The sequence below is a fragment of the Nonomuraea sp. B12E4 genome, from assembly GCF_039871825.1.
Taxonomy (GTDB): Bacteria; Actinomycetota; Actinomycetes; order Streptosporangiales; family Streptosporangiaceae; genus Nonomuraea.
In genome coordinates this window covers 32,750-59,068 of sequence record NZ_JBDPME010000032.1, presented here as the reverse complement: position 1 = coordinate 59,068, position 26,319 = coordinate 32,750, and the positions used below count along the sequence as shown (strand labels likewise).

The following is a 26,319-nucleotide window of genomic DNA, read 5'->3' as shown; positions in this document are numbered from 1 at the left end:
TGCCGAGAGCCTCTCGCAGAGCGTGAGAGGCTTTCGGCTTTGAGTCGAGTGAGCCGTTAGTCGTCGGCGTGCGGCTCAAGGCTTAGTGCAAGTCGATCAAGTGCCTTTCGGGTTTCCGGACTTGGGATCTGCGTTTACACGTTCATGGTCACAGAGATTTGCGAGTGACGAAGGATGCGCATTGCCACGCGCGGGTGGACATCGAGAGCGGCGAGGAGCGAGGCACATGTGTGCCGGGTGTCGTGGACGCGGATGCGCGGGACACGAGCGATCTTGCAGTGGGCATCGAAGGCCCGGTTGGGGTTCCGCGGTTCGATGGGCGTGTTCCGTTTGGCGCACGGCGGGCACTTGCTGTCGAGGGTGGCCCCGCATGGTACGTCGATGATCTCGACCTTGCCGACCGACGCGCTGGTCGAGATCTTCCGGCAGACCCGAGCCGTCCTGCTCGACGCCGACGGCCCGGTATGTCGCATCTTCGCTGGCCTCCCAGCGCCAATCGTTGCCGACGGGCTCAAGCAGTTGTTCCGGGAGTTGGGCACAGAGCTGCCCCCGGACGTTGGGAGCCTGGACGACCCGCTCAAGGTCCTGCGCCGCACAGTGGACTTCGCGCCCGAGCTGGTGGACAAGGTCGAGGCCGCCATCATTGCCTACGAGATCCAAGCCGCGGACTCCGCCGAGATCACGCCAGGGGTGGGGGAGCTGCTGGTAGCCTGTGCCGAGACGGGCCGACCGGTCGTGATCGTGAGCAACAACTCAGAGCCCGCCATCAAGAAGTTCCTTGGCCGGGCCGGTTTGGCTGAAGAGGTGGCCGGTGTTGTGGGTCGCCCGGTTGGCAATCCTGCTGAAATGAAACCGCACCCGAGGTCGGTGCTGCGAGCGTGCGAACTGGCCGACGTTCAGCCGGATGAGGCCGTGCTGATCGGAGACTCGGCGTTCGACATGGAAGCCGCAGTGAACGCTGGAGCACGCAGCATCGCCTACGCCGACGAGGAAGGCAAGGACGTTGTCCTTGCCCAGGCCGGAGCCGATGCGGTGATTGAGCGTATGGCCGAGCTGACAGCTGTGGTCGCAGCGGCGGAGTAGGAGGCAGAGATGGATGTCCTGGCCCTCCAGCAGGCTCTGGACGACGTGTTCGACCAGGCGCTTATCTATCACGCGTACACGCCCTACATGCGCGACTACGAAATGATCATCTATGCGACGGCCGATCCGCGCACAGGGGTCCCACCCGCTCATGTCCGCTACCTCTTCCGATACTGCGTGGAAGCGAACGTGAGCACCGCAGTTCGTCGAGATATGTGGCGGAAATCGCTTGATGACCGGCTACTCGACCACCCTGTCAGTGACGATCTTGAGGGGTACGTGTGGGGAGTCAGGTGGCAGGCGCTCTATCCCGGCGCCCAGATCGTCGCAGACTCGGTGCGGGCGAGCGAGTGGGCCGAGGCGGTCGGCACTGATTTCCACGAGGTGCGGTTCGAGACCAATGGCCACGACATCACGCTGGTGTTCTCCGACCTGCAAGTGACCGAGCTCCCACTGGGCTACACACCGTTCATGGTGGTGGACGACGAGAGCACTACCTCAGGCGATGTCGAGCGGCAGGTGATCTAGGAAGCCACGAACGACCTGCCGGTTGGCTTTGAGATGAGGGATCGGCAGGTCGGACGGCCCGCTACTGGCCGTCACGCTGGGATTGCGGGCGTTGCCGGCCATGGGGGCGGAGAGCGACGCCGTGCACGTGCCGCTGGGCCTGGCCGTGGGGCTGGCGAGTGGCTGGGTTCTGGCCCCGAGCAGGATGACGGACCACGCGCTGGCCTCGTTCCCCGGGCAGGTGCAGCTCACCGGGCTGGTGGTGCTGACGGTGACGGGCCTGCTGCTGGGGGTCTGGGTGCGGTGGGTGGCGAGGGTGTGGGCGCCGCGGGTGCACGGCCTGTGGTCGGCGCTGGCGCCGCTGTTGCTGATCGCAGCGGTGGTGACGCTGAGCGCGCGGACGTTCTATGGCATCCAATCCGACATCATCATCGCCCATGCCATGAAATATCCGGTCGTATCCGACCCGCTGGCACACGTCCTGATCAGCGCGCAGATCGTGCTGGACACCCGGCTGACGTCGGGCGTCCAGCTTCTGATCGCCATCGTGCTGCTCATGCTGGTCCCGATGGCGGTACGTTTCGCCACACTCGGCGAACGCCGGCCGCCGATGCCCCGCCGCAATGGGCGCATCGCCCTGGCTCTGGGCTGCGGAGCCGCCGCGGCGATGATCACGGCGATGGTGTCGGGCACAGTCAACGGCTACATCTTCCAGAGCCCGGGCGCCACCACCCTGTCGGGCTTCATCGCAGCCGGAGCCGCTTTCGGCGCCGCCCTAGCAGCCGGCGTGGCCGGGTTGTCCGGGACGTCGCCGGTCGCGAAGGGCATGGTGGCAGGGCTGGCCGCCGCGGTGCTCTACGCCCTCGTGCTGGAGTTGGTGGTGCTCCCCCTGCGGGCGGCGCTGCCGTGGATGATCCACATGATCATCCTGGAGCACGCCGGCGCCGGGCCTTTGCCGTACGTGCTGACCAGGACCGTGTCGTTCGCGCTGAGCCTGGCCACCTACGAGATGTACGGCGTTGGGGCCCCACCAGATTCGCCTTCGGCCTTGGCAGCCGGAAGCCGGCCGCCGTCGTCGGGTCCGGCTCAGCAGGCGGCACGGCCCGCCAGCGCTAGATCGTGTTCCGCGTACCTCCGGACCTTGGTTTGTCGGCCGGCACTGCTCGGCAGATCGAGAATCGTCAGCCAAGGTTCGCCGGGGCGATAGTAATTTGTCGCCGGGTGGAGGTGGGAGTGGTAGGAAATCGTCACATGCGTAGTTTTGTCATCACTGCCACCATGGTTGCCGCATCCTTGACCGCCGGGGTCGTCTCACCCGGCCCGGCCTCTGCCGCCGGCCAGGGTCCTTCCTTCACCTTCGCCCTGCTCGGCGACACCCCCTACGGTGAGGCGCAGGAGGCGGCATTCCCCCGTCTGGTCGAGGACGTCAACGCCGACGGGAACGTACGGCTCATCCTGCACGCGGGCGACGTCAAGAGCGGCTCCACGTCGTGCGCGGACGCCCACCTGACCGCGACGAAGGAGCTCTACCAGACCTTCGACGACCCCTTCGTGCTGACCCCGGGCGACAACGACTGGACCGACTGCCACCGTGCCGCGGCCGGTGGCTTCCTGCCCACGGAGCGGCTCGAGGCGGTGCGCCGCATCTTCTACCCGGTGGCCGGGCGCAGCCTCGGCGGCCACCCGATGAAGGTCGAGACCCAGGCCCGCGACCGGGAGCACAGCGACTACGTCGAGAACGTGCGCTTCACCGAGAAGCGTGTCGTCTTCGCCACCGCGCACGTGGTCGGCAGCGCCAACGGCCTGGCCCCGTGGAACGAACTGCCCGGCGGCGACCGGCCCGAGCCCCGGCTCGCGGAGTACGAGGCGCGCAAGGCCGCCGCGCTCGATTGGATCGACGAGGCCTTCGATGCGGCCGAGCGTACGCACGCCCCCGGTGTCCTGCTCATGCTGCAGGCCGAGCCCACGGCGAGCGACGGCTTCACCGAGATCCGCGAGCGCATCATCGAGCGCTCCCGTGCGTACGGCAAGCCGGTGCTGCTCGTGCACGGCGACGAGCATGTCCAGGAGGTGGAGCCCCACTACGCGGGCGTGCCCAACCTGACCCGGCTGGAGACGTTCGGCGACACCGCGAGCCAGTGGCTGCGCGTCACCGTCAAGCCGAAGTCACCCGAGGTCTTCTCCTGGGAGCAGCAGACCGTACCAGCGGCCTGAACCGCCGGCCGCCATCGAGTGGCAGCCTGACGTCACGGCCCGGCCTCGGTTGCGCCGGGCGTGGCGCTCCCGCTCGCGGCGGCCAGGACTCGTCCGCCGCGGGCATGGGACCGGCCAGGCGACAGGCCCGCGCGAGCGGGTGCGTGTGCCGAGATCCCGGAGATGGCTCCACGCCAGCCGGTGTCCTCGATGGCGACGGCCCGGTCGCCGATCTGGAGCGCGGTGATGATCTGAGGGCCTTCAGGCGTTGAGTGCTCCTCGTCGGTGATGCCGCGGATGTCCTCGGCAGCGGCACCCAACCGGCGAAGCATCTCAAGCTCGTCGATTCCGCGAGCGAGGACGGGAAACGCTTCGAGATCGAGGGGCTGGATCAGACGGACCTCCCGCCCCTTCTGAACGCGCTTGCCGCTGTCGGGCGGGGATTCCCCATTCTGGGGCGCTAATGAGTGCGTTCGCCGACTTGACGAGGTGCAGATGGCTGACGCCGGTCCATCCCTCGTGTGCCTTCGCCCGGTTGGCTCAGCTCGGTGACGAGGAGTTGCAGCAGGCCCGGAAAGTGCTGCTCGATGTCCTTTCTGAGCAGCTTCAGCGTGCTCCCGTTGCCGTGATCGCGCTGCGCGACCAGGCCCGCCTCGCGCAGGATCCGGAAGTGATGGGTGCGGGTGGCCTTCTTCACCGGCAGGTCGAACGAGCCGCAGGCGCGCTCCCGATCCTCGGGATCGGCCGCGAGTTCGGCCACCATCCGCCGCCGGGACCCGTCGGCGAGCGCGGCGAACACCTTGCCGAGATCCATGTCCTCCTCCTCAAGGTACGACTTGCATCATACCTTGAGCATGGATAACGTCCATAGGTATGAACATTGTCGTACCTGGGGGAACCGGGCCCATCGGCCTGTACGGGTTCGCCCGCCCCCGCCCCGAGCGCGCCGAGGACCTGGAACGCCTGCTGCTGTCGTTCGTCGAGCCGACCCGGGCCGAGCCGGGCGCCTGGCAGTACCAGGTCCACCGGGACGCCGCCGACCCCACCACGCTGGTCTTCTACGAGCTGTGGCGCTCCAGGGAGGACCTGCTCAGGCACCTTGCCCAGGCCGACCTCGTCCGGTTCCAGCGAACCCGGATGGATTACCTGCGCGAGGACCTGGAGATCCACTGGATGACGCCCCTCACCGCGAAGGGCTGAGCTCACCCGCGTACGCGCCGTACGAGGTCGTCGGCGGCCTGTGGCCACTGCGCGTGGGCGAAGGTGAAGCCGGCCTCCAGCAGACGGCCCGGGACGACCCTGCGGCTTTTCAGCAGGAGCTCGGTATCCGAGCGCAGCACGAACGCGCCCAGCTCGGCCATCCATTTCGTCGTGGGCAAGCCCGCCGGAGCGCCCCACGCGGCACGCAGCACGCGCATGAACGTGCGCTGCGGCAGGGGAGCGGGGGCGGCGAGGTTGACCGGGCCGGCGAGGTCGTCCCGGTCGGCCAGGAACTCGACGGCGCGGACGAAGTCGCGGTCGTGGATCCAGGACACGTACTGGGCGCCGCCCGCGACCGGCCCGCCGAGGCCAAGTCGCGCCATCCGGAGCAGGGCGTCGAAGACGCCGCCACGATCGGGACTCATCACCATGGCGGCGCGCATGCTGACCTTGCGCGTGTACGGGGTTTCGGCCTGTTCCTGCGTCCGCTCCCACGCTTTGGCGATTTTGACGCTGTAGGCCCAGTAGCCCGGAACGCCGGATTCGGCGCCACCGAGCACGCCGGTCGCCTCGTCGTTGGGCGCGTCGAAACGGTGGGCGTAGATGGTGGCGGTGCTCATCTGCAGCCAGACCCGGGGCGGCCGGGCGGCGGCGGCGATCGCCTCGCCCACGACCCGGGTGGAGTCCACCCGGGAATCCATCATGTCCCGCAGATTGGCCGGGGTGTAGCGGCAGTTGACGCTTCGTCCGGCCAGGTTGACCACGACGTCGCTGCCGTCGATCTCCTTCGCCCACGGTCCCAGGGTCGCGCCGTCCCAGTGGACCTCACGGTCACGCGGCGGCCTTCTGGTCAGGACCACCACGTCATGTCCTGTGGCGGCCAGCGCCTGCTTGACGATCGCGCCCACCTGCCCGGTGCCGCCAGGGATCACTATCTTCATCAGATACCCCCAGGTGTCGGTACGAGCCTAGCTCCGATTTGAACGCGTTCAGCAGTGCGGTCGGACACAGAGCCGCCCCGTCGGCAGGTTCGGCGACACGGGGGGCCCGCGACCTGCAGAGGTGGCCAGGACGATCACGACCGCGGTGAACCGCGTCCATGGGAGCGGGCGTCGCCGACCGCGGCTCGGCGATCGTGGCCGATCCCGTCGCCGCCTCGGTGTACTCGGACATGGGACCCGGCAGGGGGTGTAATGGTGGTGCCGGATTCTTCGGAAGAGCGACAGAGGGTGTGCTGATGCGGATTCCCAGGCGGGCGGCCAGGGTCGCGGTGCTGGATCCCGCCGGAGCGATCTTCATGTTCCGGTACGACAACGAGGAGGTCGGCGTCCACTGGTCGATGCCCGGCGGCGGGATGGACCCGGGCGAGACAACGCTCCAGGCGGCCCGGCGCGAGCTGCGGGAGGAGACCGGGTGGACTGACATCGAGATCGGCGCCCTGCTCTGCCTCTGGGAACACGACTACACGAGGGAAGGCGTCCCCGTCCGGCAGCATGAGCACATCTACCTCGGCCGGGCCCCTCGCCGCGAGCCGGTCGGCGAGCTCTCGGCCGCCCACGCGGCGGACGGGATCCAGCGCTGGCGATGGTGGACGCCCGGCGACCTGTCCGGTGACACGGAGCCGTTGTGGCCGCCGCAGTTACCGGAGTTGCTGGCCGGCGTACGGCGTGACGGCCCACCCGCGCGGCCGATCGACCTCGGCTTCGTCCCTAACGGCCGGGTCGGCTCGGGCTGAGCCGGGCGAGGGGCCGGGGCCGGTGTCGTTTCTGTACAAGACCTCCAGGTTCGCCCCCGCTTAATCTCTACTCGCAGGTCACGTACGACATTCAGGAGAGCAGCCCCATGGCCAAGATCGTTTCCAGCTTCTTCATCTCCCTTGACGGAGTGGTGGAGTCCCCGGACCAGTGGCATTTCCCGTACTGGAACGACGAGATGGGCGCCGTGGTCGAGGCGGGCATGCGGAGCGCGGCGGCGATGCTGATGGGCCGCAGGCTCTACGAGGAGTGGTCCTCGTACTGGACGTCCACGGACAGCGACCCGGAGGTCGCCAAGGCCCTCAACGACACCCGCAAGTACGTCGTGTCGAGCACCCTGCAGCAGGCGGACTGGCAGAACACCACCGTCATCCGGGGTGACGTCGCGGCCGAGCTGCACGCGCTCAAGGAGCAGATCGACGGCGACATCCAGATGTCCGGCTCCGCGACGACGGTGCGCTGGCTCCTCGCCAACGGGCTGCTCGACGAGCTGAAGCTGCTCGTCCACCCGATCGCCGTCGGCCGGGGCCGGCGGTTGTTCGAGGACACCCCGACGCACCCGCTGAAGCTGGTCGAGTCCGAGACGTTCCAGACCGGCGTGCTCAACCTGACCTACGTCCCGGACGCCGGCTGACCGGTGCCCGCGGCGGTCGCCGCCCGCCTGCGTACGGTCTTCGCCGCCGTCGCCGCGGACGACCTCGACACCGCGGCCACGGCCTGCCAGAACCGCGTCAAGACAGCGGCCTTCCGCGCCAGGAACAGGTGAGGAACCCTACGCCAGCCGGCGGATCGGGGCCTGGTCCAGGAACGCCTCGATGTCCTCGACGGCCTCGCGGAAATAGGTCCGGTAGTTGAGCTCGCTCACATAGCCCAGGTGCGGCGTGGCCAGCACGTTCGGCAACCTGCGGAAGGCATGGCCGGCGGGCAGCGGCTCGACCTCGAACACGTCCAGCCCGGCCCCCGCGATCCGCCCCGCCGACAGGGCCGACACCAGCGCGTCCTGGTCCACGATCGCCGCCCGCGCCGTGTTGACCAGGTAGGCGGTGGGCCGCATCAGGGCCAGCTCGCGCTCGCCGACCAGCCCCCGGGTCCGCTCGCTCAGCACGAGATGCACGGACACGATGTCCGACCCGGACAGCAACTCCTCCTTCGAGGCGGCCAGCCGCGCGCCGGCGGCCGTGGCGCGCTCCTCGGTGAGGTGCCGGCTCCACGCCACCACGTCCATGCCGAACGCCCGCCCGACCTCCGCCACCCGGGAGCCGATCTTGCCGAGCCCGAGCAGCCCGAGGGTGCGGCCGTGCAGGTCGGTGCCGAGCGTGCTCTGCCACGGCCCGCCGGAGCGCATGGCGCCGGCCTCGGGGAGCAGGTGGCGGGTCAGGCCGAGGATCAGCGCCCAGGTCAGCTCGACCGGCGGGGTGGAGCCGCTGGCCGTGCCGCACACCGTGACCCCGTGGGCCCGCGCGGCGTCCAGGTCGACGGCGGCGTTGCGCATCCCCGAGGTGACCAGCAGCCGCAGCTTGGGCAGCCGCGCGAACAGCTCGGCGGTGAACGGCGTACGCTCCCGCATGATGACCACGATCTCGTGGTCGAGCAGGGCGGCCACCAGTGCGTCCTGGTCGGCGAAGTGCTCGCGGAAGCTCGTGGCCCGCACCTTGGACCAGTCGGCCAGGCCGAGAGCGACTCCCTGATAGTCATCCAGAACGGCACATCGCAGCATGGTCCGGCATCTTACGCCGCGCCGGGCGCACCGGGCCGACCCCCTGCTCCAGCTCCCCGGCCGTACCGGGGAGCTGGAGCCCGCTCATTCGGCTGCCAGCCGCTCCGCTTCTTCATGCAGAGCCAGGATCAGCATCAGTTCGAGCCGGAGCTCGTCAAGTCCGGATGTGGTGAGACCGTCTAGGGCGTACATGGTTGGCCTCCCTGACCATGAGACGCCCCAGGAGTAACAACGGTTTACAGATTACGTCTCGCTCCTGAAACGTTCCCATGCGGATTGCCGCGTCATGCCGAGCGCCCCTCCGATGCGTTCCCAGCTCACGTCCCGGCTGCGCAGGTGGCCGACCCAGTCCCGCAGGTTGTCGTCGACCTGCGCCTGCACGGCGGCGATTTTCGGCAGGTGGTCGAGAATCTGCTGCTCGCTCATGCTCTCCCACGCCGGAAGACGAGGCTCGGTGGTCTGGGCGCGCCGTTCCTCCTCCAGGATTTCGTTGCACAGCCCGATGCACATGTCACAAATGTGTACGCCGGGACCGGCAATCAGCTTGTTCACTTCCCCGCTCTTCTTGTGGCAGAAGGAACAGTGGAGTTTTTCCTTCCAGTCGTCAGGCATGCCCTGACGATAGGCCCGTCAGGCGGCTCCTGACAAGTCTGATCGGCGATCCAGTTCCATCTGCGTCCGCAGGATGGCTCGCCGCTCCTCGGTGATCTTGTTGCAGAGCGTCACGTAGGCGATCAGCACCTTGCGGTAGGCCGCCCGCGCCTGTTCGAGCTGATCGCGCGCGCTCAGGACGCGCTCCGCGTCGCCCCCCTGCTCGGCCTCGGCCAGCAACGCGTGGGCCTCGTCCACGATCTCCTCCGCCCGCATTCTGGTCCGGCGGAGCAGGGCGGAGCACTCGTACAGCTCTCCCAGCCGAGCCGAGGAGACGATGAACTCCGCCGTTTGCACGGCCGAGCCCTCCGTCATCCACCCGCGGAGATCTGATCCCATTTCGCGCCACCTCCCGGTCAAGGTTGCCTAACTGTAGACGCGCGACCCCGTCGCCAGGATCACCGGGAACGGCGCGGTGTAACTGAGCGACCCCGGTGTGGAGATTTCTATGCCCAAGAGGAAAATCCTCTTCCCCGAAGGCTATTCGGCGCGGGTTAAATATGGTATTTGGCGGCATTGTCGCCGCCGGTCGGTGGAATGCGATGAATCGCCGGTTGATAGCAAAAGCCGGGGACGAAGACGTCCGATCGGCCCCCATGAGGACGCGCGCTCGTCACATACTGAAATCGAATGACAGCGCAACGTGACTCTTGAGCGGCGGCGGTGGTGGCGATGTCAACGACGGGGAACGATGACGACGCGGTGGACGTCAGCGTCGTCATCCCCGCGCACAACTGCCGGTCCTACCTGGACCGATGCCTGACCGCGGCGCTGATACAGCGGGTGAAGAAGCAGATCGTGGTGGTCGACGACGGCTCCACCGACGGCAGCGGCGAGCTGCTCGACCTCTACGCCACCTATCATCCGGCCATCGTCAAGGTCGTCCACATCGCGGCCAGCGGCGGGCCGGGCCGGCCGCGCAACGTCGGCATCGAGCACGCCACCGGCCGGTACGTCTTCTTCTGCGACGCCGACGACTACCTCGGCCCCGAGGCGCTGGAGCGCATGGTCGCCGTGGCCGACAGGAACGGCTCCGACATCGTGCTCGGCAAGATCGTGGGACACGGCAGGCGGGCCCCGGCCTCGATGTTCCAGCACAGCGCCGACCGGGCGGAGCTCGACACCGGCACCGTCTACAACAGCCTGAGCTGCTTCAAGCTGTTCCGGCGCGAGCTGCTCGAACGCCACCGCATCAGGTTCGGTGAGGGGATGCCGGTCGGCGAGGACATCCTGTTCAGCGTGCACGCCTACTGCCACGCCGGGGCGATCTCCGTGGTGGCCGACTACGACTGTTACCACCTGGTGTCCAGGCCCGACGGCAGCAGCATCATGCAGCGGGCCGACAGCCGCGACCCGCTCGCCTGGCTGGCCATGATCCGGGGGCCGATCCGGCTCATGGCCGCGCACGTCGAGCCCGGCCCGCTCCGCGACCACCTGCTGCGCAGGCACTTCCGGCTGGACATCTTCGCCCAGCTCGGGACCGCGTTCCTGGAGAGCGACGACGTACGGCGCAAGGACATCGCGCGTGAGGTGGCGGTGCTCTGTGACGAGTGGTACACACCCGGCGTGCACGAGCGGCTCAACAGCATCGACCGGCAGCGGGCGAACGCGCTGGACGACATCGACCGGCTCGTGCGCCTGGCCCGCATCGAGAACGCCACCGTGCGCCGCCGGCTGACCGGGCTGCGCTGGGAGGGGGACGACCTGGTGGTCGCGGGCGCCGCCCGGCTCGACGGCATCAGCAGGGACGACGGCGTGGCCGTGGTGCTGCGCCCGCGGCACGACCCGGGCGCCGAGCTGGTCGTCGCGGCCGAGCGGGCGGGCGGCGACTTCACCGCCCGGGTGAACGTGGCCGCGCTCGGCTCCGGGGTCTGGGACCTGCGGGTGGCCGTCGAGATCGAGGGCGTGGTGCGGGTCGGCAGGCTGGGCGCGGATCGCGACAGCGGCGTCACCCGCCCGCCGCCCCGGCTGCTCGACGGCGTCGCGGCCCTGCCCTACTTCACCCGGGACAACGGCAACCTGAGCATCGACGTCGGCGGGCACGTGATGGCCGTGCCGGGTTCGGCCAGGCTGATCAGGACCCGGTGGGGGCTGGGGCAGCGGCTGCTCGTCGATGGGGAGATCAAGGTGGCCGGCGCCGCTCCGGCGAGCTCGGCGCTCAGGCGGGTCGTCTGGCGCGAGCGGCGCACAGGACGGGAGCGGCCGGAGAAGGTGCTGGCGTTGCCGGAGGGCGGGTTCGCGGCCGGGTCGGCCGTGGGCCGGTTCCCGCCCGGCACCTGGGACGCCTACCTGGAGCTGGATCTGGGCGGGCCGCCCGCGCGGTTCAGGATCGAGACCGACGCGAAGACGGTGGCCGCGCCGCGCAAGTGGTGGTGGGTGGCCCTGCTGCGGAGCGTGCGGCCGTACGCGACGTCGGGGAAGGGGAGGTTGAGTGCGGTGGTGCGGCGGCTCACGGCCAGGACCATCGTGAGAAGAATCATGCAGTAATTGCCATCTATATGCAGGTGCAAGACGATGTCCTAAGGTAGGAGCGTTTGCGTCGGTTCCATGTGGAGGCAGAGTCGTGCACGTACCCGATGGCTTCTTCAACGCGGCCACGTCCATCTCAGCCGGAGCCGTCGCGGCCGCCGGGGTGGCTGTCTGCCTGCGTGGCGCGCGGCGTGAGCTCGACGACCGGACCGCGCCCATGGCCGGGCTGGTCGCGGCCTTCATCTTCGCCGTCCAGATGCTGAACTTCCCCGTCGCCGCGGGAACCAGCGGCCATCTGCTGGGCGGCGCGCTGGCGTCCATACTCGTCGGGCCCTATACCGGCGTGTTGTGCATGGCCGTCGTGCTGCTGGTGCAGGGCGTCTTCTTCGCCGACGGCGGGCTGACCGCGCTGGGTGTCAACATCACGATCATGGGCCTCGTGACCGTGCTGGTCGGCTGGGGGATCTTCCGGCTGATCACCAGGGTGGCCAGGACCAGGGGCGGGATCACGGCGGCGGCGTTCCTGGCCGCGCTGGTGTCCGTGCCCGCCGCCGCGCTGGTGTTCTCCGTGCTGTTCGCCATCGGCGGGACCGCGCCGATCGACCCGATGGCGGTGGCGGCCGCGATGGGCGGCGTGCACGTGCTGATCGGCCTCGGCGAGGCCGTGATCACGGCGCTGACCGTGGGAGCGGTGCTCGCCGTGCGCCCCGACCTCGTGTACGGCGCCCGCGGCCTGGCCCGGCCGCTGATCCTGCGCGGTGCCGAGGGCGAGAGCACGGCCGTCGGCGCGCCCGAGCCGGTCGTGGCCACCCGCCGGCTCAAGCCGTTCCTGCTCGGCGGCCTCGGCGTGACCCTGGTGCTGGCCGGGCTCGTGTCCTTCTTCGCCTCCTCCTCCCCCGACGGGCTGGAGGCGGTGGCCGAGAACAAGGGCTTCCTCGGCCAGGCGTCCGACCACCTGCTCGGCTCGTGGGCGCTGGCCGACTACGGTGAGGTCGGTGGGATCCCCGTGGGCGTGGCCGGGATCGTCGGCGTCGGGCTCGTGCTGCTCATCGCCGGCGCGGTGGCCTACGCCTCGCGGGGTCGGAACAAGATCAAGGTGTGATTCGTGGGCGCTGGGCATCATCACCGGCTCTACCGGCCGGGTGACTCCGTCGTGCACCGGCTGCCGCCGCAGTGCAAGCTGCTGGCCGTGCTCGCCTTCGCCGTCGTGGTGGTGGCCACGCCGCGCGAGCGCTTCTGGGCGTTCGCCGGCTACGCCGTCCTGCTGATGGCGGTGGCGGCGGTCGCGCGGGTGCCTGCGGCGTACGTCCTGCGGCGGATGGCGATCGAGCTGCCGTTCGTGGTGTTCGCGTTCCTCATCCCGATCATCGGGATGGGGGAGCGGACCACGGTGCTGGGGGTCTCGCTGAGCGTGCCGGGGCTCTGGGCGGCCTGGAACATCCTGGCCAAGGCCACGCTCGGGGTGATCGCCTCGGTGCTGCTGGCGGCCACCACGGAGCCGCGGGCGATCCTCGTCGGGGCCCAGCGGCTGCGGCTGCCGAGCCTGCTGGTGCAGATCGCCATGTTCATGCTGCGTTATCTGGACGTGATCGTGGACGAGATGCGGCGGATGCGGGTGGCCAGGGAGTCACGCGGGTTCGAGGCGCGCGACTTCCGGCAGGTCCCGGTGATCGCCAGGTCCGCGGGGGCGTTGTTCATCCGCTCGTACGAGCGGGGGGAGCGGGTGCACCTCGCGATGCTGAGCCGGGGATACTCGGGTCAGATGCCAATAATTCAGGATATGTCGGCGTCCGTAAAACAGTGGGGCGCCGCGCTCGCCCTGCCCGCCGTCGCCCTCGCAGTGTTGGGACTCGCCCTGTGACCCCTGTCAACTCCCTGGAAGTCGAACAGCTCGCCTACGCCTATCCCGACGGCACGCAGGCGCTGTTCGGCGTGGACCTGTCGATCGCCCGCGGCGAGCGGGTGGCCCTGCTCGGCCCGAACGGTGCCGGCAAGACCACCCTCGTCATGCACCTCAACGGCATTCTCACCGCCGGGCACGGCAGTGTGACCGTGGCAGGCACCCCGGTGCGCAAGGACACGCTCAAGGAGATCAGGCAGCGCGTCGGCCTGGTGTTCCAGGATCCCGACGACCAGCTCTTCATGCCCACGGTCCGGGACGACGTGGCCTTCGGCCCGGCCAACGCGGGGCTGCGGGGCGAGGAGCTGGACCGGGTGGTCAAGGACGCGCTGGACCGGGTCGGCATGCTGGCGGCCGCCGACCGGCCGCCGCACCACCTGTCGTTCGGGCAGCGGCGCCGGGTGGCGGTGGCCACGGTGCTGGCGATGGCGCCGGAGATCCTGGTGCTCGACGAGCCCTCCTCCAACCTGGACCCGGCGGCCCGCAGGGAGCTGGCCGAGATCCTGCGCTCCCTGGAGGTGACGGTGCTCATGGTGACGCACGATCTTCCGTACGCGATGGAGTTGTGCGAGCGCGCGCTGATCCTCTCCGGCGGGGTGATCGCCGCGGACGGCCCCACCCGGGAGCTGCTCTCGGACGCCGATTTGCTGGCCGCGCACCGCCTGGAACTCCCGTACGGCTTCGCCATTCCCGCGGTTTGAGAGCCATTTGCGCCTGCCTTGTCCTGATCTATCGGCTTCTTCATGGTTTGTCCGTGCCCGGTACCCGGGGATGTCGAAGTACAGTGGCTCATCGAGGAGGGGCCAAATGAAGCTGCGGCTTGCGCGACACGCCCTGGGCGATGCCGTGGTGGTGGCCGTTGAGGGAGAGCTTGACCTGTTCACCGCGCCGTTTCTGCGCGACGAGGTGCGTGACGCCATCAAGCAGGACGGCGCCAGGCTCGTGCTCGATCTGCAGCAGCTGTCGTTCATGGATTCCAGCGGTCTGTCGGTGTTGATCGAGGCCTGGCGCCTCGCCACGGGGGAGGGCGGCGGCGTGTCCCTGGCGGCGCCCCAGGCGCCGGTGGCGCGCATTCTCCGGACGACCGGGCTGGACCGGCGGATCAAGGTGTATTCCGACGTGGACAGCGCTGTGGGGGAGATTTAACCGCCCCCGAGTAGAACTTCATTCGGTAGGCGGCTAAGGTCCGGGATATGGACGTGAACGGATCTGCAGCAATCATCTCCGGCGGTGCCAGCGGGCTGGGCGAGGCGACGGCCCGCGAGCTGGCCCGCGCCGGCGCCACCGTGGTCGTCGCCGACCTCAACGAGGAGCGCGGCAAGGCCGTGGCCGACGAGCTCGGCGGGGTCTTCGCCAAGACGGACGTGGCGGACGACGAGCAGGTGCAGGCGGCGGTGGAGGCCGCCGTGGCCACCGGCAAGCCGCTGCGCGTGGTCGTCAACAGTGCCGGCATCGGCTGGGCCGAGCGCACGGTCAACCGCGAGGGCAACCCGCACAACCTGGCCTCCTACCGCAAGGTCATCGAGGTCAACCTGATCGGCACGTTCAACCTCATGCGCATCGCCGCGGCGGCGATCGCCAAGACCGAGCCGGCCGACGCCGACGGGCAGCGCGGCGTGGTGATCAACACGGCGTCCGTGGCCGCGCTGGAGGGGCAGACGGGGCAGTTGGCGTACTCGGCCTCCAAGGGCGGCATCGTGGGCATGACGGTGCCCGCGGCGCGCGACCTGTCGGCCATCGGCGTACGCGTGAACACGATCTGCCCCGGCATCATCGACACCCCCATCTACGGCTTCTCGGCCAACGCCGACGAGTTCAAGGCCAAGCTGGTGGCGCCGGTGGTGTTCCCCAAGCGCATGGGGCGGGCCGACGAGTTCGCGCACCTGGTGCGCTCGCTGATCGAGAACGACTACATGAACGCCGAGGTCGTCCGCTTCGACGGCGGCATCCGTTTCCAGCCCAAGTGAGGTCTCGTGTCTGACGAAGTGCTCATCGAGGAGTCGGGCAACGTCGCGGTCATCACGATCAACCGGCCCAGGGCGCGCAACGCCGTCAACGGGGCGGTGGCGCGGGGGATCGCCGACGCACTGGACGCGCTGGACGCCCGGCCCGATATTTCCGCTTATGTCCTTACTGGCGCCGAGGGCACCTTTTCCGCGGGGATGGACCTCAAGGGATTCCTGAGCGGTGACTTCCCCGTGGTGGAGGGGCGCGGGTTCGGCGGGCTGACCGAGGCGCCGCCGAAGAAGCCGCTGGTGGCCGCCGTGGAGGGTTACGCCCTGGCGGGCGGCTTCGAGCTGGCCCTGGCCTGCGACCTCATCGTGGCCTCCACCGCGGCCACGTTCGGCCTGCCGGAGCCCAGGCGCGGGCTGGTGGCGGGCGCGGGCGGCATCATGCGGCTGCCGCGCCGGATCCCGTACCACGTGGCCATGGAGATCGCCCTGACCGGCGAGCACTACCCCGCCTCCCGCCTGCACGAGCTGGGCCTGGTCAACCGGATCACCGAGCCGGGCCAGGCGCTGGAGGGCGCGCTCGAACTGGCCCGTAAGGTCGCCGCCAACGCCCCGCTGGCGCTGGCCGCGACCAAGCGCGTGATCATCGAGTCGCAGGACTGGTCGCAGGAGGAGATGTTCAAGAAGCAGAGCGCGATCATCGGCCCGGTCTTCGGCTCCAAGGACGCCATGGAGGGTGCCGCCGCCTTCGCCGAGAAGCGCGCGCCCCAGTGGAAGGGCGAGTGACGGGCCTCCCGGTTCCCGCGGTGACGGGTCTCCCGGTTCCCGCGGGGAGCGGGAGGGGCTCTTTTAGCGCGCGCATAGCCCTTCCTGCGTACGGTAAGGAGAGGTGACGACGTACCGGGAGAGCGCATGAGCGACTATTCGGGTTCCAGGTTCGACTCGGCCAAGCGCGGCGCCGGCGCCCTCCTTTCCGGTGCGTTGAGCGCGCTCATCATCGTGGTCGCGATGCTCAGCGTGATGTGGGCGGTCGAGGGTGTCGACTTCTTCCTCAACGGCGCGCTCGACCGGGAGTTCGGCATCGTCGGGTGGGAGCCGGACGGGCTGGTCGGCATCCTGTTCGCGCCGTTCCTGCACGGCGGATTCGGCCATCTCATGGCCAACTCGCTGCCGCTGCTGGTCCTGGGCTTCCTGGCCGGGCTGCGCGACCTGCGCAAGTTCCTCTGGGCCAGCGGGCTGATCATCCTCATCGGCGGCTTCGGCACCTGGCTGACCAGCCCGGGCGTCTACACGGTGGGGGCGAGCGGCCTGGTCTTCGGCTACTTCGGCTACATCCTGGCGCGCGGGCTGTTCGACCGCCGCCTGCTCGACATCGCCATCGCGGTCGGCGTGGGCATCGCCTACTACGGGATCCTGGCCGGCCTGCTGCCCAACCAGCAGGGCATCTCCTGGCAGGGGCACCTGTTCGGGCTCATCGGCGGGGTGGTGGCCAGCTGGGTGCTGCGCCGCAAGCGGGCCCTGCCGCCCGCGAGCGCGTACTGACAGGCAAAAGGGGGGAGGGCGTTCTTCGCCCTCCCCCCCTTCAGATGAGTCAGAGGCGCTCGACCACGTGGTCGATGCAGACCGTCAGCGCCTCGATGTCGGCCGGGTCGACGGCCGGGAACATCGCGATGCGAAGCTGGTTGCGGCCCAGCTTGCGGTAGGGCTCGGTGTCGACGATGCCGTTGGCGCGCAGCACCTTGGCCACCTCGGCGGCGTCGACGCCGTCGGCGAAGTCGATCGTGCCGACCACCTGCGAGCGGAACTCGGGAGCGGCGAACGGCGTGGCGTAGGACGACTTGTCGGCCCACGTGTAGAGGCGCTGGCTGGAGTCGGCCGTGCGGGCGGTGGTCCAGGCCAGGCCGCCGTTCGAGTTCATCCAGTCGAGCTGGTCGGCCAGCAGGAACAGCGTCGCCACGGCCGGGGTGTTGTAGGTCTGGTCCTTGGCGGAGTTGTCGATCGCGACCGGCAGGCTGAAGAACTCCGGCACGAAGCGGCCGGTCGCGGCGATCTCCTCGACCCTGGCCAGGGCGCGCGGCGACATGATCGCGATCCACAGGCCGCCGTCGGAGGCGAAGCTCTTCTGCGGGGCGAAGTAGTAGACGTCGGTCTCGGCGAGGTCGACGGGCAGGCCGCCGGCGCCGGAGGTGGCGTCCACGAGCACCAGCGAGTCGTCGCCGCCCACGCGCTTGATCGGCATCGCGACGCCGGTCGAGGTCTCGTTGTGGGTGAGCGCGTAGGCGTCCACGCCGTCCTCGGCGACGGCCGCCGGGTGGCTGCCGGCCTCGGACTTGATGACGCTCGGGTCGGCCAGCCAGGGCGCCTTCTTGGTCACCGTGGCGAACTTCGAGGAGAACTCCCCGAACGACAGGTGCTGCGACTTGTCGCGGATGAGCCCGAAGGCGGCGATGTCCCAGAACGCGGTCGTGCCGCCGTTGCCCAGCACGACCTGGTAGCCCTCGGGCAGCGAGAACAGGTCGGCGAGCCCGGAGCGTACGCGGCCGACCAGGCTCTTGACCGGCTTCTGGCGGTGGGACGTGCCCATGACGCTCGCACCGGAGGCGGCGAGCGCGGCCAGTTGCTCGGTGCGAACCTTCGAGGGCCCGCAGCCGAATCGGCCGTCGGCGGGCTTGATGTCAGCGGGAATCACGATGTCAGCCACGTAATGGAGCCTACCGAGCGCGCTGCGATGGCTTGTACGCGGTCCGGGTTCTGAGACGGTGAAACTTTCCCCTCGGACCGCGCCAGGTCAGGAGGGAGCCGACGGGACGGGCTTGACGGGCCGCCGGGCATGAGCTCGGGATGATGATCAGCCGGAGCCCGGGGGCGGGCTACCGCGCGGCGCGGGCCGCGCGGTAGCCGCGGGGGGATCAGAACTTGTCGGCCACCGCGTCGGCTCCCGGCACCTCACCGAGCGGGCGCGAGGAGGGGCCGGTGTAGGTGGCGCTGGGGCGGACCAGCCTGCCCGTGCGCTTCTGCTCCAGGATGTGGGCGGCCCAGCCGGCCGTGCGGGCGCAGGTGAACATCGAGGTGAACATGTGCGAGGGCACCTCGGCGAAGTCGAGCACCACGGCCGCCCAGTATTCGACGTTCGTGGCGAGCACCCGGTCGGGCTTGCGGGCGTGCAGCTCCTCCAGCGCGGCCTGCTCCAGCGCCGCGGCGACCTCGTAACGCGGCGCGCCGAGCTCCTTGGCGGTACGGCGCAGCACGCGGGCGCGTGGGTCCTCGGCGCGATAGACGCGGTGGCCGAAGCCCATGAGCCGGTTGCCCTTGTCGAGCTCGCTCTGGACGTACTTCTTGGCGTCGCCGGTCTGCTCGACGCCCTCGATCATGTGCAGCACGCGCGCGGGGGCGCCGCCGTGCAGCGGGCCTGACATGGCGCCCACGGCGCCGGAGAGCGCGGCGGCCACGTCGGCCCCGGTGGAGGCGATGACGCGGGCGGTGAACGTGGAGGCGTTCATGCCGTGCTCGGCCGCGGAGGTCCAGTAGGCGTCGATGGCCTTGACGTGCTTGGGATCAGGCTCACCGCGCCAGCGGACCATGAAGCGTTCGACGATGGTCCCGGCCTCGTCGACCCGGCTCTGCGGCACCATCGGCAGGCCGAGGCCGCGCGCGGACTGCGCCACGAACGAAAGAGCCATCACGGAGGCGCGGGCGAGCTGGTCGCGGGCCTCCTCATCACTGATGTCGTGCAGGGCCCTGAACCCGTAGGCGGGGGCCAGCATGGCCAGCGCACTCTGCACGTCGACGCGGATGTCACCGGAGTGGACAGGGATGGGGTACGGCTCCGCCGGGGGTAGACCCGGCTGGAACGCGTTGTCGACCAGCAGGCCCCAGACAGCCCCGAACGGGACGTGGCCGACCAGCTCTTCGATGTCGACGCCCCGGTATCGCAGGGCGCCCCCTTCTTTGTCCGGTTCCGCGATCTCGGTTTCGAAAGCTACGACGCCTTCGAGTCCGGGTTTGAAGTCGGACATGCTCGGCCGCCTCCCTTTCTTGCCATGTTTCGGCAACGCGATGCCTTGATGTCGAGATACCGGCGGGTCAATTTAACCCCCTCCCTGGTCATGGTCGGTCTCTGGACCCGCCGTAAGGACAAACCCGCTGGTGAGGGGGGTGCATGGGATCTGCCACGCAAGCGCGCAAGAATACCGTCTCGTGGATGCCACCCCGCGCCCGCCCACGCTGGCGGGGCTTCGCCGTACGTACGAGGGCGAGCCGTTGCTCGAATCCGACCTCGCATCCGACCCGATCGAGCAGTTCACGGCCTGGTTCCAGGACGCGCTCGACGCCGGACTGCCCGAACCCAACGCCATGGTGCTGGCCACCGCCTCGGCCGGCGGCCGGCCCAGCGCCAGGACCGTCCTGCTGAAGGGCTACGACGAACGCGGCTTCGTCTTCTACACCAACTACGAGTCACGCAAGGGCCGCGACCTGACCGAGAACCCCCGCGCGTCCCTGCTGTTCCCCTGGCACCCCATCCGCCGCCAGGTCCGCATCGAGGGAACTGTGACCAGGATCTCCCACGAGGAGTCGGCCCATTACTTCGAGTCCCGCCCGTACGGCTCCCGGATCGGGGCCTGGGCCTCACGCCAGTCGGCGGTCGTGCGGTCCAGGGAGGAGCTGGACGCCATCTATGAGGAGCTGGCGGCGCGCTGGCCGGAGAACCCGCCGGTGCCCGACTTCTGGGGAGGTTTTCGGGTGACCCCAATTGAGCTGGAGTTCTGGCAGGGGCAACTCGATCGGATGCACGACAGGCTCAGGTACAGGCGGGCACGACCCGGATGGGTGCTGGAGAGGCTTGCCCCCTAATGTTCCTAAAGTGGCATTCGGGGCGCTGATACGGCGACATCTCATAGATACCAGGCCGCTCGGCATCCCTGAGTACCGGCGGATCTGGATGGGCCAGGCCGTCTCGCAATTGGGCATCGGCGTCACCGTGGTCGCCGTCGGCCAGCAGGTCTTCGAGATCACCAAGTCGTCGTTCTGGGTCGGGCTGCTCGGCATGGCCACCCTGCTCCCGCTGATCGTCTTCGGTCTGTGGGGCGGGGCCATCGCGGACGCGGTGGACCGGCGCAAGCTGCTCATCGTCGGCTCGCTCATCGCCTGGGGTGCCACCCTGGTGATCCTCGCGCAGGCGCTGCTCGGGCTGGGCAACGTCTACCTGATCTTCGCGGCGGTGGCGGTGAACTCCACCGGCGCCGCCATCACCGGCCCGACCAGGGGCGCGATCATCCCGCGGATCATGGGGCCGGAGATGGTGCCCGCCGCCAACGCGCTCAACTCGCTGGTCTACAGCATCGGCGCGGTGGCGGGGCCGATGGTCGGCGCGGTCGTGATGGTCGTCGGCGGGTTCGCGGGGGCGTACGCGATCGACGCCCTGCTGTTCACCGCCAGCCTCTACGCGGCGCTCAAGCTGCCGTCCCTGCCCCCGCTGGGCGAGGTGAAACGTCCGGGTGCCCGCGCCGTCGCCGAGGGGCTCAGCTTCATCCTGAGTCAGCCCGTGCTGCTGATGTCATTCGTCGTGGACATCATCGCGATGGTGTTCGCCATGCCGCGGGCGCTCTTCCCCGAGCTCACCCACGAGAGGTTCGGCGACTCGCTGATCGCGCTCGGCTGGATGAACTCCTCCATGGCCATCGGCGCCGTCGTCGGCGCGGTGTTCTCCGGCTGGGCGACCCGGGTCTCGCGGCAGGGGGTCGGGCTCGTCGTCGTCATCGCCCTCTGGGGCCTGTCCGTGGCCGCGGCCGGGCTCGTGCACGACCTCTGGCTCCTGGTGGCCTTCATGGCCCTGGGAGGGGTGGCCGACACGTTCTCGTCGGTGTGGCGGCAGTCGATCCTGCAGCTCTACGCGCCGGACGAGATGCGCGGACGGCTGCAGGGCGCGTTCATGGTGGTGGTGGCCGGCGGGCCGCGCCTGGGCGAGCTGCGGGCCGGGGCCATGGCGACGGCGCTGGGGCTGGGCGGCGCATGGGTGGGCGGCGGCATCGCCTGCGCCGTCACGGTGATCGTGGTCGGGCTGTCGGTGTCCGGGTTCAGGAACTACCGCGCACGCTCGCGGCCGCTTTGAGGTCAGCTAGGAACCCGGCGTACGCGGCCTCCCGGTCGGGCGCGCGCAGCACGGCCGACGGGTGGACGGTGGCCACCGCGAGCGCCTCGCCCAGCGGCACCGGCTCGCCTCTGTGGTGCGTCACCCGGAACTCCCGCCCCAGCAGGGCCCTGGCGGCCGTGGCGCCGAGCACCACGATCACCTCGGGTTTGACCGCGGCCAGCTCGGCGTCGAGCCACGGCAGGCAGGCGTCGATCTCGGCCGCCGTCGGTTTCTGATGGATCCTTCTCTTACCCCTCAGGGTGAAAGAGAAGTGCTTGACCGCATTCGTGAGATATACGTCCTCTCGCCGGATTCCGGCCTCTTTCAAGCCCTTGTCCAGAATGTGGCCCGCCGGACCGACGAAGGGGTGCCCCTGCCGGTCCTCCTGGTCCCCTGGTTCCTCGCCCACGAGCATGTACGCGGCCGCCCGCGAGCCCTCGCCGAACACCGTCTGGGTGGCGTTCCGGTAGAGGTCACAGCCCCGGCAGGAGGCCGCCGCCCGGCGCAGGGAAACCAGGTCGAGCCGGCCGGGAAGGAACTCGGCCGCCCCGTTGTTGCCGTCCTTAGCCATTGTCGGTCGTTCTCCCAATAGGGTTCTCGTGATTCCTGTGCCCGCCGCGGACGGGCTCAGTCCCCGCCACGACCGGCGTAACATTCAGTTGGGAGGAGCCTTGACCGCACACGGCCTGATCGACACCACGGAGATGTATCTCCGGACCATTTACGAGCTCGAAGAAGAGGGCATCGTCCCGCTCCGGGCCCGGATAGCAGAGCGCCTCGCGCAGAGCGGCCCCACCGTCAGCCAGACCGTCGCCCGCATGGAGCGCGACGGCCTGGTGCGCGTCGAGGGCGACCGGCACCTGTCCATGACCGAGCTGGGCCGCACCCTCGCCACCCGGGTGATGCGCAAGCACCGCCTCGCCGAGTGCCTGTTGATCCAGGTCATCGGCCTCCCGTGGGAAGAGGTGCACGTGGAGGCGTGCCGCTGGGAGCACGTCATGTCGGACTCGGTCGAGTCGCGCCTGGTGACGCTGCTCGACAACCCCACCGTCTGCCCGCACGGCAACCCCATCCCGGGGCTCGGCGAGCTGGGCGGGCGGGAGCCCGCGGAGGTGGCGGTCGACACGCTGATCTCGATGTGCGACGTGGCGGGACCGCGAGACGTGCCCGTCGTCGTGCTCCGAATTAGCGAACAAGTGCAAAGGGATCCCGCGGTGATGCTTAAACTCAAGCAAGTTGGGATACAACCCGGACGCGAGGTGACGCTCGCGGCGAGCGACGACGGTGTGCGGGTGACAGGTGACGGTGACGCGAACGACACTCCCGCGGAGCTACCGCGGGACGTCGCCGCGCACGTTTTTGTCTCCAAGCGCTGACGCGCGCGCGGCCGCTTGGTTGAATCCCTCTTGGGAGGCCCTCCACTCTCCCCTGGCCAAGAATGTTGCAGGAGCGCTCGTGGTCCGCTTTGCAGAGACGCCACCCCGAAGAGTGGTCCCCGGATGAAGCGATGGGGGGATCTGTCACAAGAGACGGCTGATCACCTTGCTGCCGGTTCCGTGCTTGACCATGCTGAGATGGCGGTGGTCGTCACCGACCGTTTCGGCAACCTCCTTTACTGGAACCCGTTCGCCGAGCAGCTCTTCGGCCGTCCGGGCAAGTCGTCGCTGCGCGACGCGTCGGTCCTGTCCCTCGGGATCATGGAGAAGGATCACCCGCTGGCCATCGAGCTGGCCAAGCACGTGCTCAAGGGCGGCGTGTGGGAGGGCACGTTCGACGTCAGGCGCGGCGACGGCACCATCATCTACGTCCGGGCCCAGGCCGTGCCGCTGCGCCACGAGTCCGGCTCGGTGACGGGGATCGTCATCCTGGCCCGGGAGGCGCTGCGCAGCAACGAGCGCGAGAAGGACCGGTTCGGGCTGCTGGAGCGCATCGGTGAGCGGCTGGCCGGCTCCCTCTACGTCGAGGAGACGCTCAAGCGCGTCGCGGAGATGCTGGTCCCCCAGTTCGCCGACCACTGCTTCATCGAGTTGATGGAGGGCGACCGGCTCGTCCGCCGGACGTCCCAGCACGTGCAAGGGTGGACGCCCCCGTCGGGCACATGGAAGCCGGTGGGTGCCGAGATCCGCTACCCCGCCGGCCACTACGCCGACACGGCGCTCCGCCGCCAGGAGACCATCCTGGTCGAGGACTTCGCGGCCACCAGCTTCCCCTCGCCACACGAGGGCAGCGCGCAGCTGTGCGGCGAGGTCGGCATGACCTCGGCCATCGTCGCCCCCCTGCTGGTGCGCGGCGAGACGCTGGGGCTGATGTACCTCGGGCTGTCCAACCTCACCGACCGGCGTAGCCCTCACTACGACGCCTTCGACCGCGACTTCGTGGGCGCCATCGCCACCCGGGTCGCGCTGGCGATCGACAACGCGCTGCTGTTCGAGGAGGAGCGGCACACCGCCGAGTCGTTTCAGAAGCACCTGCTGCCCAGGGCGCTGCCCCAGCTCGACGGCCTGCAGATCGCGGTGCGCTACTACCCGGCGGCCCCGCTGGCCTCCCACGGGCAGGGCATCCAGACGCAGGTGGGCGGCGACTGGTACGACGTGATCCCGCTCTCGGCCGGCCGCGTCGGCATCGTGATCGGCGACGTCGAGGGCCGGGGCGCCAAGGCGGCCGCCATCATGGGCCAGCTCAGGGCGGCGCTGCGGGCCTTCGCCCAGGACGACAAGTCGCCCGCCGACATCCTGGCCAGGCTCGATGAGTGGACCCGCATCATCGCCACCCCCGAGCAGGACGACAGCGGCTCGGACGTCAGCATCCCGCCCATCGTGACCTGCCAATACCTGGTCTACGACGCCTGGTCCCGGCAGCTCTCCTTCGCCAACGCCGGGCACGCGCCGCCTCTCCTGCTGGCCGACGGCCGCTGCGTCGAGCTCGACATCGAGGAGGTCGGCCAGCCGCTCGGGGTGCGCGCCAAGGGCCTGCACGCCGACCTGGTCTACAAGGAGGAGACCCGCACCCTGCCGCCGGGCGCTGCGCTGCTGTTCTACACCGACGGCCTGGTCGACCGCCGGCCCGGCCGCGACGGCAGGATGCCGAGCGAGGAGGAGACGCTCGGCGTGCTCTGCGAGAGGCTCGCCGAGCTGGCCGACGCCGAGGTCGAGCGCGTCGCCGACGCCGCCACGGTGGCGGTGCCCGGCGAGATCGACGACGACATGGCGATCCTGGTCGTCCGCTCCAGCGACGTCGACCTCGACGTGGAGGAGCGCACGTTCCCGGCCCAGCCGATCATGGTGGGCGAGGCGCGCCGGATGGCGGCGGAGGCCTTCTCCGGGTGGAACGTGCCGGAGGAGCGGGCCGAGCTGGCCTGCCTGCTGGTCTCCGAGGTCGTGACCAACGTGGTGCTGCACGCCTCCTCCGCCAACGTGCCGCGCAGGGAGCTGACCGTGGAGGGGCCGCCGCTGCCGTTCGAGGAGTCCTGGGACGTGCCGGGCTTCGAGGACGAGGTGGTCGGCGACAAGGAGTTCACGCTGAGGCTGCGCAGGGGCGAGGAGTCGGTCTGGGTCGAGGTGTTCGACCAGGACCTGCGCCTGCCGCGGATCCGCAGCGCGGGGGAGAACGACGAGGGCGGGCGCGGCCTTTACCTGGTCGACCAGCTCGCCAGGCGCTGGGGATCGCGTCCTACCAGGGAAGGCAAAGCCGTCTGGTTCGAGATTCCCACTCGCGGCAGGTGAATGATTAGCTGGCGGCATGGAGCTGGCCTACGAACGACGGGGCACCGGCGAGCCGCTGATCCTCATCCATGGCATCGGCCACCACTGGCAGGCCTGGTTGCCGGTGCTCGACCGGCTGGCCACCGTGCGCACGGTCGTCGCGATCGACCTGCCCGGCTTCGGGGTCTCGCCCGGGCTGCCCGCCGGCACGTCCTACACCGCCGAGGCGCTGGCTGACGCGGTCGAGTCGTTCTGGGCGCTGCTCGGCCTGCGCGACCCGCACGTGGCGGGCAACTCGCTGGGCGGCTACGTGGCGCTGGAGCTGGCCTCGCGCGGCGTCGTACGCTCGGCCACGGCGCTGTCGCCGGTCGGTTTCTGGTCCCGCTCCGAGCTGGTCTACTGCCAGGCGGTGCTGCGCGCCCTGCGGGCCTCGGCCCGCTCGCTGCCGGCCGAGCGGCACGCCAGGATGGCGGACAACCGCATCCTGCGGGCCGTGTCGGCCGGGCTCCTGGTGGCCCACCCGTCCAGGCTGGAGCCCGCCGCGCTGGTCGCCGCCACGGAGGCGCTGGGCGGGGCGGCCGGCTTCGACGAGACGCTGGAGTCGTTCGGCGGGCTGATGCCGCCGGCGCCGCCGAAATCGCCCGCCACGATCGCCTGGGGCGAGCACGACCGGCTGCTGCCGCGCCGCCAGGCGGTGCGCGCGGCACGGTGGTCGGGGCAGCGGGTCAAGCTGCTCAAGGGCTGCGGGCACGTGCCGATGAGCGACGATCCCGAGCTGGTGGCGAGCGTCATCCTGGAGGCCGGCGCTAGCGCAGGGTCTGCCCCCAGATGAGCAGCATGACGATGATGAACACGACCATCACGCCGACATAGCCGACCGGCCCCAGGCGGATCGCCCGGCGCACGCGGTTGAGAGCCCAGGCGAACAACAACGCCAGGAAGACCAGGAGGATCAGGCCGCCGTCCATCAGAGTCTCCCGAGGGGATCGTCGCCTTGAGGCGACGGGGGAATCGGGAGCGGGAGGGCCGCCAAGGCCCGAGTGTGCCCTGACCTGTCAGGTC

The 26,319-nt window shown here is 69.7% G+C and carries 32 protein-coding genes; 21 read left to right on the top strand and 11 right to left on the bottom strand.

Annotated features, from left to right (window positions below; all coding sequences use genetic code 11):
• Positions 1 to 134: 134 nt before the first annotated feature.
• The gene (locus ABGB18_RS41995; protein WP_347701270.1) at positions 135 to 473 is read right to left on the bottom strand and encodes a tyrosine-type recombinase/integrase; all 339 of its coding nucleotides are present in this window, start codon (positions 471 to 473) and stop codon (positions 135 to 137) included.
• Here ABGB18_RS41995 and ABGB18_RS41990 point away from each other — a divergent pair.
• From ABGB18_RS41990 to ABGB18_RS41975, 4 genes are all read left to right on the top strand, one after another.
• Positions 382 to 1,083, top strand: coding sequence for an HAD family hydrolase (locus ABGB18_RS41990; protein ID WP_347701269.1), 702 nt, complete (start codon positions 382 to 384; stop codon positions 1,081 to 1,083). The genes ABGB18_RS41995 and ABGB18_RS41990 overlap by 92 nt on opposite strands.
• A 9-nt stretch (positions 1,084 to 1,092) precedes the next feature.
• Positions 1,093 to 1,611, top strand: coding sequence for a hypothetical protein (locus tag ABGB18_RS41985; protein WP_347701268.1), 519 nt, complete (start codon positions 1,093 to 1,095; stop codon positions 1,609 to 1,611).
• A 91-nt stretch (positions 1,612 to 1,702) separates the two neighbouring features.
• Positions 1,703 to 2,797 carry a hypothetical protein gene (locus tag ABGB18_RS41980; RefSeq protein ID WP_347701267.1) on the top strand — a complete coding sequence of 365 codons (1,095 nt, stop codon included), beginning with the start codon at positions 1,703 to 1,705 and terminating at the stop codon, positions 2,795 to 2,797.
• Positions 2,798 to 2,868: 71 nt separating this feature from the next.
• Complete coding sequence (locus tag ABGB18_RS41975) at positions 2,869 to 3,804, top strand: metallophosphoesterase (protein WP_347701266.1); 936 nt, start codon at positions 2,869 to 2,871, stop codon at positions 3,802 to 3,804.
• 32 nt (positions 3,805 to 3,836) lie between these two features.
• Here ABGB18_RS41975 and ABGB18_RS41970 read toward each other — a convergent pair whose 3' ends face one another.
• Together ABGB18_RS41970 and ABGB18_RS41965 are read right to left on the bottom strand one after the other, a co-directional pair.
• A complete protein-coding gene (locus ABGB18_RS41970) occupies positions 3,837 to 4,103 on the bottom strand; it encodes a hypothetical protein (RefSeq protein ID WP_347701265.1) in 267 nt (88 codons plus the stop codon).
• Positions 4,104 to 4,243: 140 nt separating this feature from the next.
• On the bottom strand, positions 4,244 to 4,597 hold the full coding sequence (locus ABGB18_RS41965; protein ID WP_347701264.1) for an ArsR family transcriptional regulator: 354 nt from the start codon (positions 4,595 to 4,597) through the stop codon (positions 4,244 to 4,246).
• A gap of 59 nt (positions 4,598 to 4,656) precedes the next feature.
• Between ABGB18_RS41965 and ABGB18_RS41960 the strand changes: the two genes are divergently transcribed.
• Positions 4,657 to 4,983 (top strand): putative quinol monooxygenase, encoded by a 327-nt coding sequence (locus tag ABGB18_RS41960; RefSeq protein WP_347701263.1) that lies wholly within the window; start codon positions 4,657 to 4,659, stop codon positions 4,981 to 4,983.
• A gap of 2 nt (positions 4,984 to 4,985) precedes the next feature.
• On the opposite strand, the gene ABGB18_RS41955 is transcribed toward ABGB18_RS41960, so the two are convergent.
• The gene (locus ABGB18_RS41955; protein WP_347701262.1) at positions 4,986 to 5,924 is read right to left on the bottom strand and encodes a TIGR01777 family oxidoreductase; all 939 of its coding nucleotides are present in this window, start codon (positions 5,922 to 5,924) and stop codon (positions 4,986 to 4,988) included.
• 296 nt (positions 5,925 to 6,220) lie between these two features.
• Between ABGB18_RS41955 and ABGB18_RS41950 the strand changes: the two genes are divergently transcribed.
• From ABGB18_RS41950 to ABGB18_RS41940, 3 genes are all read left to right on the top strand, one after another.
• The gene (locus ABGB18_RS41950; protein WP_347701261.1) at positions 6,221 to 6,718 is read left to right on the top strand and encodes an NUDIX domain-containing protein; all 498 of its coding nucleotides are present in this window, start codon (positions 6,221 to 6,223) and stop codon (positions 6,716 to 6,718) included.
• A gap of 107 nt (positions 6,719 to 6,825) precedes the next feature.
• Positions 6,826 to 7,371 carry a dihydrofolate reductase family protein gene (locus ABGB18_RS41945; RefSeq protein WP_347701260.1) on the top strand — a complete coding sequence of 182 codons (546 nt, stop codon included), beginning with the start codon at positions 6,826 to 6,828 and terminating at the stop codon, positions 7,369 to 7,371.
• A gap of 3 nt (positions 7,372 to 7,374) precedes the next feature.
• Positions 7,375 to 7,503, top strand: a complete 129-nt coding sequence (locus ABGB18_RS41940) for a hypothetical protein (RefSeq protein WP_347701259.1) — start codon at positions 7,375 to 7,377, stop codon at positions 7,501 to 7,503.
• A 6-nt stretch (positions 7,504 to 7,509) separates the two neighbouring features.
• Here ABGB18_RS41940 and ABGB18_RS41935 read toward each other — a convergent pair whose 3' ends face one another.
• The 3 genes from ABGB18_RS41935 to ABGB18_RS41925 form a co-directional block, all read right to left on the bottom strand.
• Positions 7,510 to 8,454, bottom strand: a complete 945-nt coding sequence (locus tag ABGB18_RS41935) for a D-2-hydroxyacid dehydrogenase family protein (protein ID WP_347701258.1) — start codon at positions 8,452 to 8,454, stop codon at positions 7,510 to 7,512.
• 243 nt (positions 8,455 to 8,697) lie between these two features.
• Entirely contained in the window at positions 8,698 to 9,066 is a 369-nt protein-coding gene (locus ABGB18_RS41930; RefSeq protein ID WP_347701257.1) for a ClpX C4-type zinc finger protein, read from the bottom strand.
• 18 nt (positions 9,067 to 9,084) lie between these two features.
• A complete protein-coding gene (locus tag ABGB18_RS41925) occupies positions 9,085 to 9,444 on the bottom strand; it encodes a hypothetical protein (RefSeq protein ID WP_347701256.1) in 360 nt (119 codons plus the stop codon).
• A gap of 333 nt (positions 9,445 to 9,777) precedes the next feature.
• Between ABGB18_RS41925 and ABGB18_RS41920 the strand changes: the two genes are divergently transcribed.
• The 8 genes from ABGB18_RS41920 (at position 9,778) to ABGB18_RS41885 (ending at position 16,968) form a co-directional block, all read left to right on the top strand.
• A complete protein-coding gene (locus tag ABGB18_RS41920; RefSeq protein WP_347701255.1) occupies positions 9,778 to 11,592 on the top strand; it encodes a glycosyltransferase family 2 protein in 1,815 nt (604 codons plus the stop codon).
• Between the two features lie 76 nt (positions 11,593 to 11,668).
• The gene (locus ABGB18_RS41915; RefSeq protein ID WP_347701254.1) at positions 11,669 to 12,676 is read left to right on the top strand and encodes an energy-coupling factor ABC transporter permease; all 1,008 of its coding nucleotides are present in this window, start codon (positions 11,669 to 11,671) and stop codon (positions 12,674 to 12,676) included.
• Between the two features lie 3 nt (positions 12,677 to 12,679).
• Positions 12,680 to 13,435 (top strand): cobalt ECF transporter T component CbiQ, encoded by a 756-nt coding sequence (gene cbiQ, locus ABGB18_RS41910; protein ID WP_347701253.1) that lies wholly within the window; start codon positions 12,680 to 12,682, stop codon positions 13,433 to 13,435.
• Positions 13,432 to 14,175: an ABC transporter ATP-binding protein gene (locus ABGB18_RS41905; protein WP_347701252.1), complete on the top strand. Its 744-nt coding sequence runs from the start codon at positions 13,432 to 13,434 to the stop codon at positions 14,173 to 14,175. Before cbiQ ends, ABGB18_RS41905 begins: the two co-directional genes overlap by 4 nt.
• 106 nt (positions 14,176 to 14,281) lie before the next feature.
• Entirely contained in the window at positions 14,282 to 14,620 is a 339-nt protein-coding gene (locus tag ABGB18_RS41900; protein WP_090946873.1) for an STAS domain-containing protein, read from the top strand.
• A gap of 47 nt (positions 14,621 to 14,667) precedes the next feature.
• Positions 14,668 to 15,441 carry an SDR family NAD(P)-dependent oxidoreductase gene (locus ABGB18_RS41895; RefSeq protein WP_347701251.1) on the top strand — a complete coding sequence of 258 codons (774 nt, stop codon included), beginning with the start codon at positions 14,668 to 14,670 and terminating at the stop codon, positions 15,439 to 15,441.
• Positions 15,442 to 15,447: 6 nt separating this feature from the next.
• Positions 15,448 to 16,212, top strand: coding sequence for a crotonase/enoyl-CoA hydratase family protein (locus ABGB18_RS41890; RefSeq protein WP_347701250.1), 765 nt, complete (start codon positions 15,448 to 15,450; stop codon positions 16,210 to 16,212).
• A gap of 126 nt (positions 16,213 to 16,338) precedes the next feature.
• Positions 16,339 to 16,968: a rhomboid family intramembrane serine protease gene (locus ABGB18_RS41885; protein ID WP_347701249.1), complete on the top strand. Its 630-nt coding sequence runs from the start codon at positions 16,339 to 16,341 to the stop codon at positions 16,966 to 16,968.
• A 49-nt stretch (positions 16,969 to 17,017) separates the two neighbouring features.
• Here ABGB18_RS41885 and serC read toward each other — a convergent pair whose 3' ends face one another.
• Complete coding sequence (serC, locus tag ABGB18_RS41880; RefSeq protein ID WP_347701248.1) at positions 17,018 to 18,127, bottom strand: phosphoserine transaminase; 1,110 nt, start codon at positions 18,125 to 18,127, stop codon at positions 17,018 to 17,020.
• A 208-nt stretch (positions 18,128 to 18,335) separates the two neighbouring features.
• Positions 18,336 to 19,442: a citrate synthase 2 gene (locus ABGB18_RS41875; RefSeq protein ID WP_347701247.1), complete on the bottom strand. Its 1,107-nt coding sequence runs from the start codon at positions 19,440 to 19,442 to the stop codon at positions 18,336 to 18,338.
• Between the two features lie 181 nt (positions 19,443 to 19,623).
• Here ABGB18_RS41875 and pdxH point away from each other — a divergent pair, with 181 nt between their 5' ends.
• Together pdxH and ABGB18_RS41865 are read left to right on the top strand one after the other, a co-directional pair.
• A complete protein-coding gene (pdxH, locus tag ABGB18_RS41870) occupies positions 19,624 to 20,277 on the top strand; it encodes a pyridoxamine 5'-phosphate oxidase (protein ID WP_347701246.1) in 654 nt (217 codons plus the stop codon).
• Between the two features lie 10 nt (positions 20,278 to 20,287).
• Positions 20,288 to 21,535, top strand: coding sequence for an MFS transporter (locus ABGB18_RS41865; RefSeq protein ID WP_347701245.1), 1,248 nt, complete (start codon positions 20,288 to 20,290; stop codon positions 21,533 to 21,535).
• Here the strand turns inward: ABGB18_RS41865 and ABGB18_RS41860 are convergent.
• Positions 21,501 to 22,127: a UdgX family uracil-DNA binding protein gene (locus ABGB18_RS41860; protein ID WP_347701244.1), complete on the bottom strand. Its 627-nt coding sequence runs from the start codon at positions 22,125 to 22,127 to the stop codon at positions 21,501 to 21,503. The genes ABGB18_RS41865 and ABGB18_RS41860 overlap by 35 nt on opposite strands.
• Before the next feature lie 100 nt (positions 22,128 to 22,227).
• On the opposite strand from ABGB18_RS41860, the gene ABGB18_RS41855 reads away from it, so the two are divergent.
• The 3 genes from ABGB18_RS41855 (at position 22,228) to ABGB18_RS41845 (ending at position 26,089) form a co-directional block, all read left to right on the top strand.
• Positions 22,228 to 22,932: a metal-dependent transcriptional regulator gene (locus ABGB18_RS41855; RefSeq protein WP_347701243.1), complete on the top strand. Its 705-nt coding sequence runs from the start codon at positions 22,228 to 22,230 to the stop codon at positions 22,930 to 22,932.
• A gap of 123 nt (positions 22,933 to 23,055) precedes the next feature.
• Entirely contained in the window at positions 23,056 to 25,278 is a 2,223-nt protein-coding gene (locus ABGB18_RS41850; RefSeq protein ID WP_347701242.1) for a SpoIIE family protein phosphatase, read from the top strand.
• Between the two features lie 16 nt (positions 25,279 to 25,294).
• A complete protein-coding gene (locus tag ABGB18_RS41845) occupies positions 25,295 to 26,089 on the top strand; it encodes an alpha/beta fold hydrolase (protein ID WP_347701241.1) in 795 nt (264 codons plus the stop codon).
• Here the strand turns inward: ABGB18_RS41845 and ABGB18_RS41840 are convergent.
• Positions 26,064 to 26,225 carry a hypothetical protein gene (locus ABGB18_RS41840; RefSeq protein ID WP_347701240.1) on the bottom strand — a complete coding sequence of 54 codons (162 nt, stop codon included), beginning with the start codon at positions 26,223 to 26,225 and terminating at the stop codon, positions 26,064 to 26,066. The genes ABGB18_RS41845 and ABGB18_RS41840 overlap by 26 nt on opposite strands.
• Positions 26,226 to 26,319 lie beyond the last annotated feature (94 nt).

Coding starts and splice junctions, on each gene's coding strand:
- ABGB18_RS41990 (WP_347701269.1), top strand. CDS start 382: ATGATCTCGACCTTGCCGACCGACGCGCTGGTCGAGATCTTCCGGCAG.
- ABGB18_RS41995 (WP_347701270.1), bottom strand. CDS start 473: ATGCGACATACCGGGCCGTCGGCGTCGAGCAGGACGGCTCGGGTCTGC.
- ABGB18_RS41985 (WP_347701268.1), top strand. CDS start 1,093: ATGGATGTCCTGGCCCTCCAGCAGGCTCTGGACGACGTGTTCGACCAG.
- ABGB18_RS41975 (WP_347701266.1), top strand. CDS start 2,869: ATGGTTGCCGCATCCTTGACCGCCGGGGTCGTCTCACCCGGCCCGGCC.
- ABGB18_RS41965 (WP_347701264.1), bottom strand. CDS start 4,597: ATGGATCTCGGCAAGGTGTTCGCCGCGCTCGCCGACGGGTCCCGGCGG.
- ABGB18_RS41960 (WP_347701263.1), top strand. CDS start 4,657: ATGAACATTGTCGTACCTGGGGGAACCGGGCCCATCGGCCTGTACGGG.
- ABGB18_RS41955 (WP_347701262.1), bottom strand. CDS start 5,924: ATGAAGATAGTGATCCCTGGCGGCACCGGGCAGGTGGGCGCGATCGTC.
- ABGB18_RS41950 (WP_347701261.1), top strand. CDS start 6,221: ATGCGGATTCCCAGGCGGGCGGCCAGGGTCGCGGTGCTGGATCCCGCC.
- ABGB18_RS41945 (WP_347701260.1), top strand. CDS start 6,826: ATGGCCAAGATCGTTTCCAGCTTCTTCATCTCCCTTGACGGAGTGGTG.
- ABGB18_RS41935 (WP_347701258.1), bottom strand. CDS start 8,454: ATGCTGCGATGTGCCGTTCTGGATGACTATCAGGGAGTCGCTCTCGGC.
- ABGB18_RS41930 (WP_347701257.1), bottom strand. CDS start 9,066: ATGCCTGACGACTGGAAGGAAAAACTCCACTGTTCCTTCTGCCACAAG.
- ABGB18_RS41925 (WP_347701256.1), bottom strand. CDS start 9,444: ATGGGATCAGATCTCCGCGGGTGGATGACGGAGGGCTCGGCCGTGCAA.
- ABGB18_RS41920 (WP_347701255.1), top strand. CDS start 9,778: ATGTCAACGACGGGGAACGATGACGACGCGGTGGACGTCAGCGTCGTC.
- ABGB18_RS41900 (WP_090946873.1), top strand. CDS start 14,282: ATGAAGCTGCGGCTTGCGCGACACGCCCTGGGCGATGCCGTGGTGGTG.
- ABGB18_RS41895 (WP_347701251.1), top strand. CDS start 14,668: ATGGACGTGAACGGATCTGCAGCAATCATCTCCGGCGGTGCCAGCGGG.
- ABGB18_RS41885 (WP_347701249.1), top strand. CDS start 16,339: ATGAGCGACTATTCGGGTTCCAGGTTCGACTCGGCCAAGCGCGGCGCC.
- ABGB18_RS41875 (WP_347701247.1), bottom strand. CDS start 19,442: ATGTCCGACTTCAAACCCGGACTCGAAGGCGTCGTAGCTTTCGAAACC.
- ABGB18_RS41860 (WP_347701244.1), bottom strand. CDS start 22,127: ATGGCTAAGGACGGCAACAACGGGGCGGCCGAGTTCCTTCCCGGCCGG.
- ABGB18_RS41850 (WP_347701242.1), top strand. CDS start 23,056: ATGAAGCGATGGGGGGATCTGTCACAAGAGACGGCTGATCACCTTGCT.
- ABGB18_RS41845 (WP_347701241.1), top strand. CDS start 25,295: ATGGAGCTGGCCTACGAACGACGGGGCACCGGCGAGCCGCTGATCCTC.
- ABGB18_RS41840 (WP_347701240.1), bottom strand. CDS start 26,225: ATGGACGGCGGCCTGATCCTCCTGGTCTTCCTGGCGTTGTTGTTCGCC.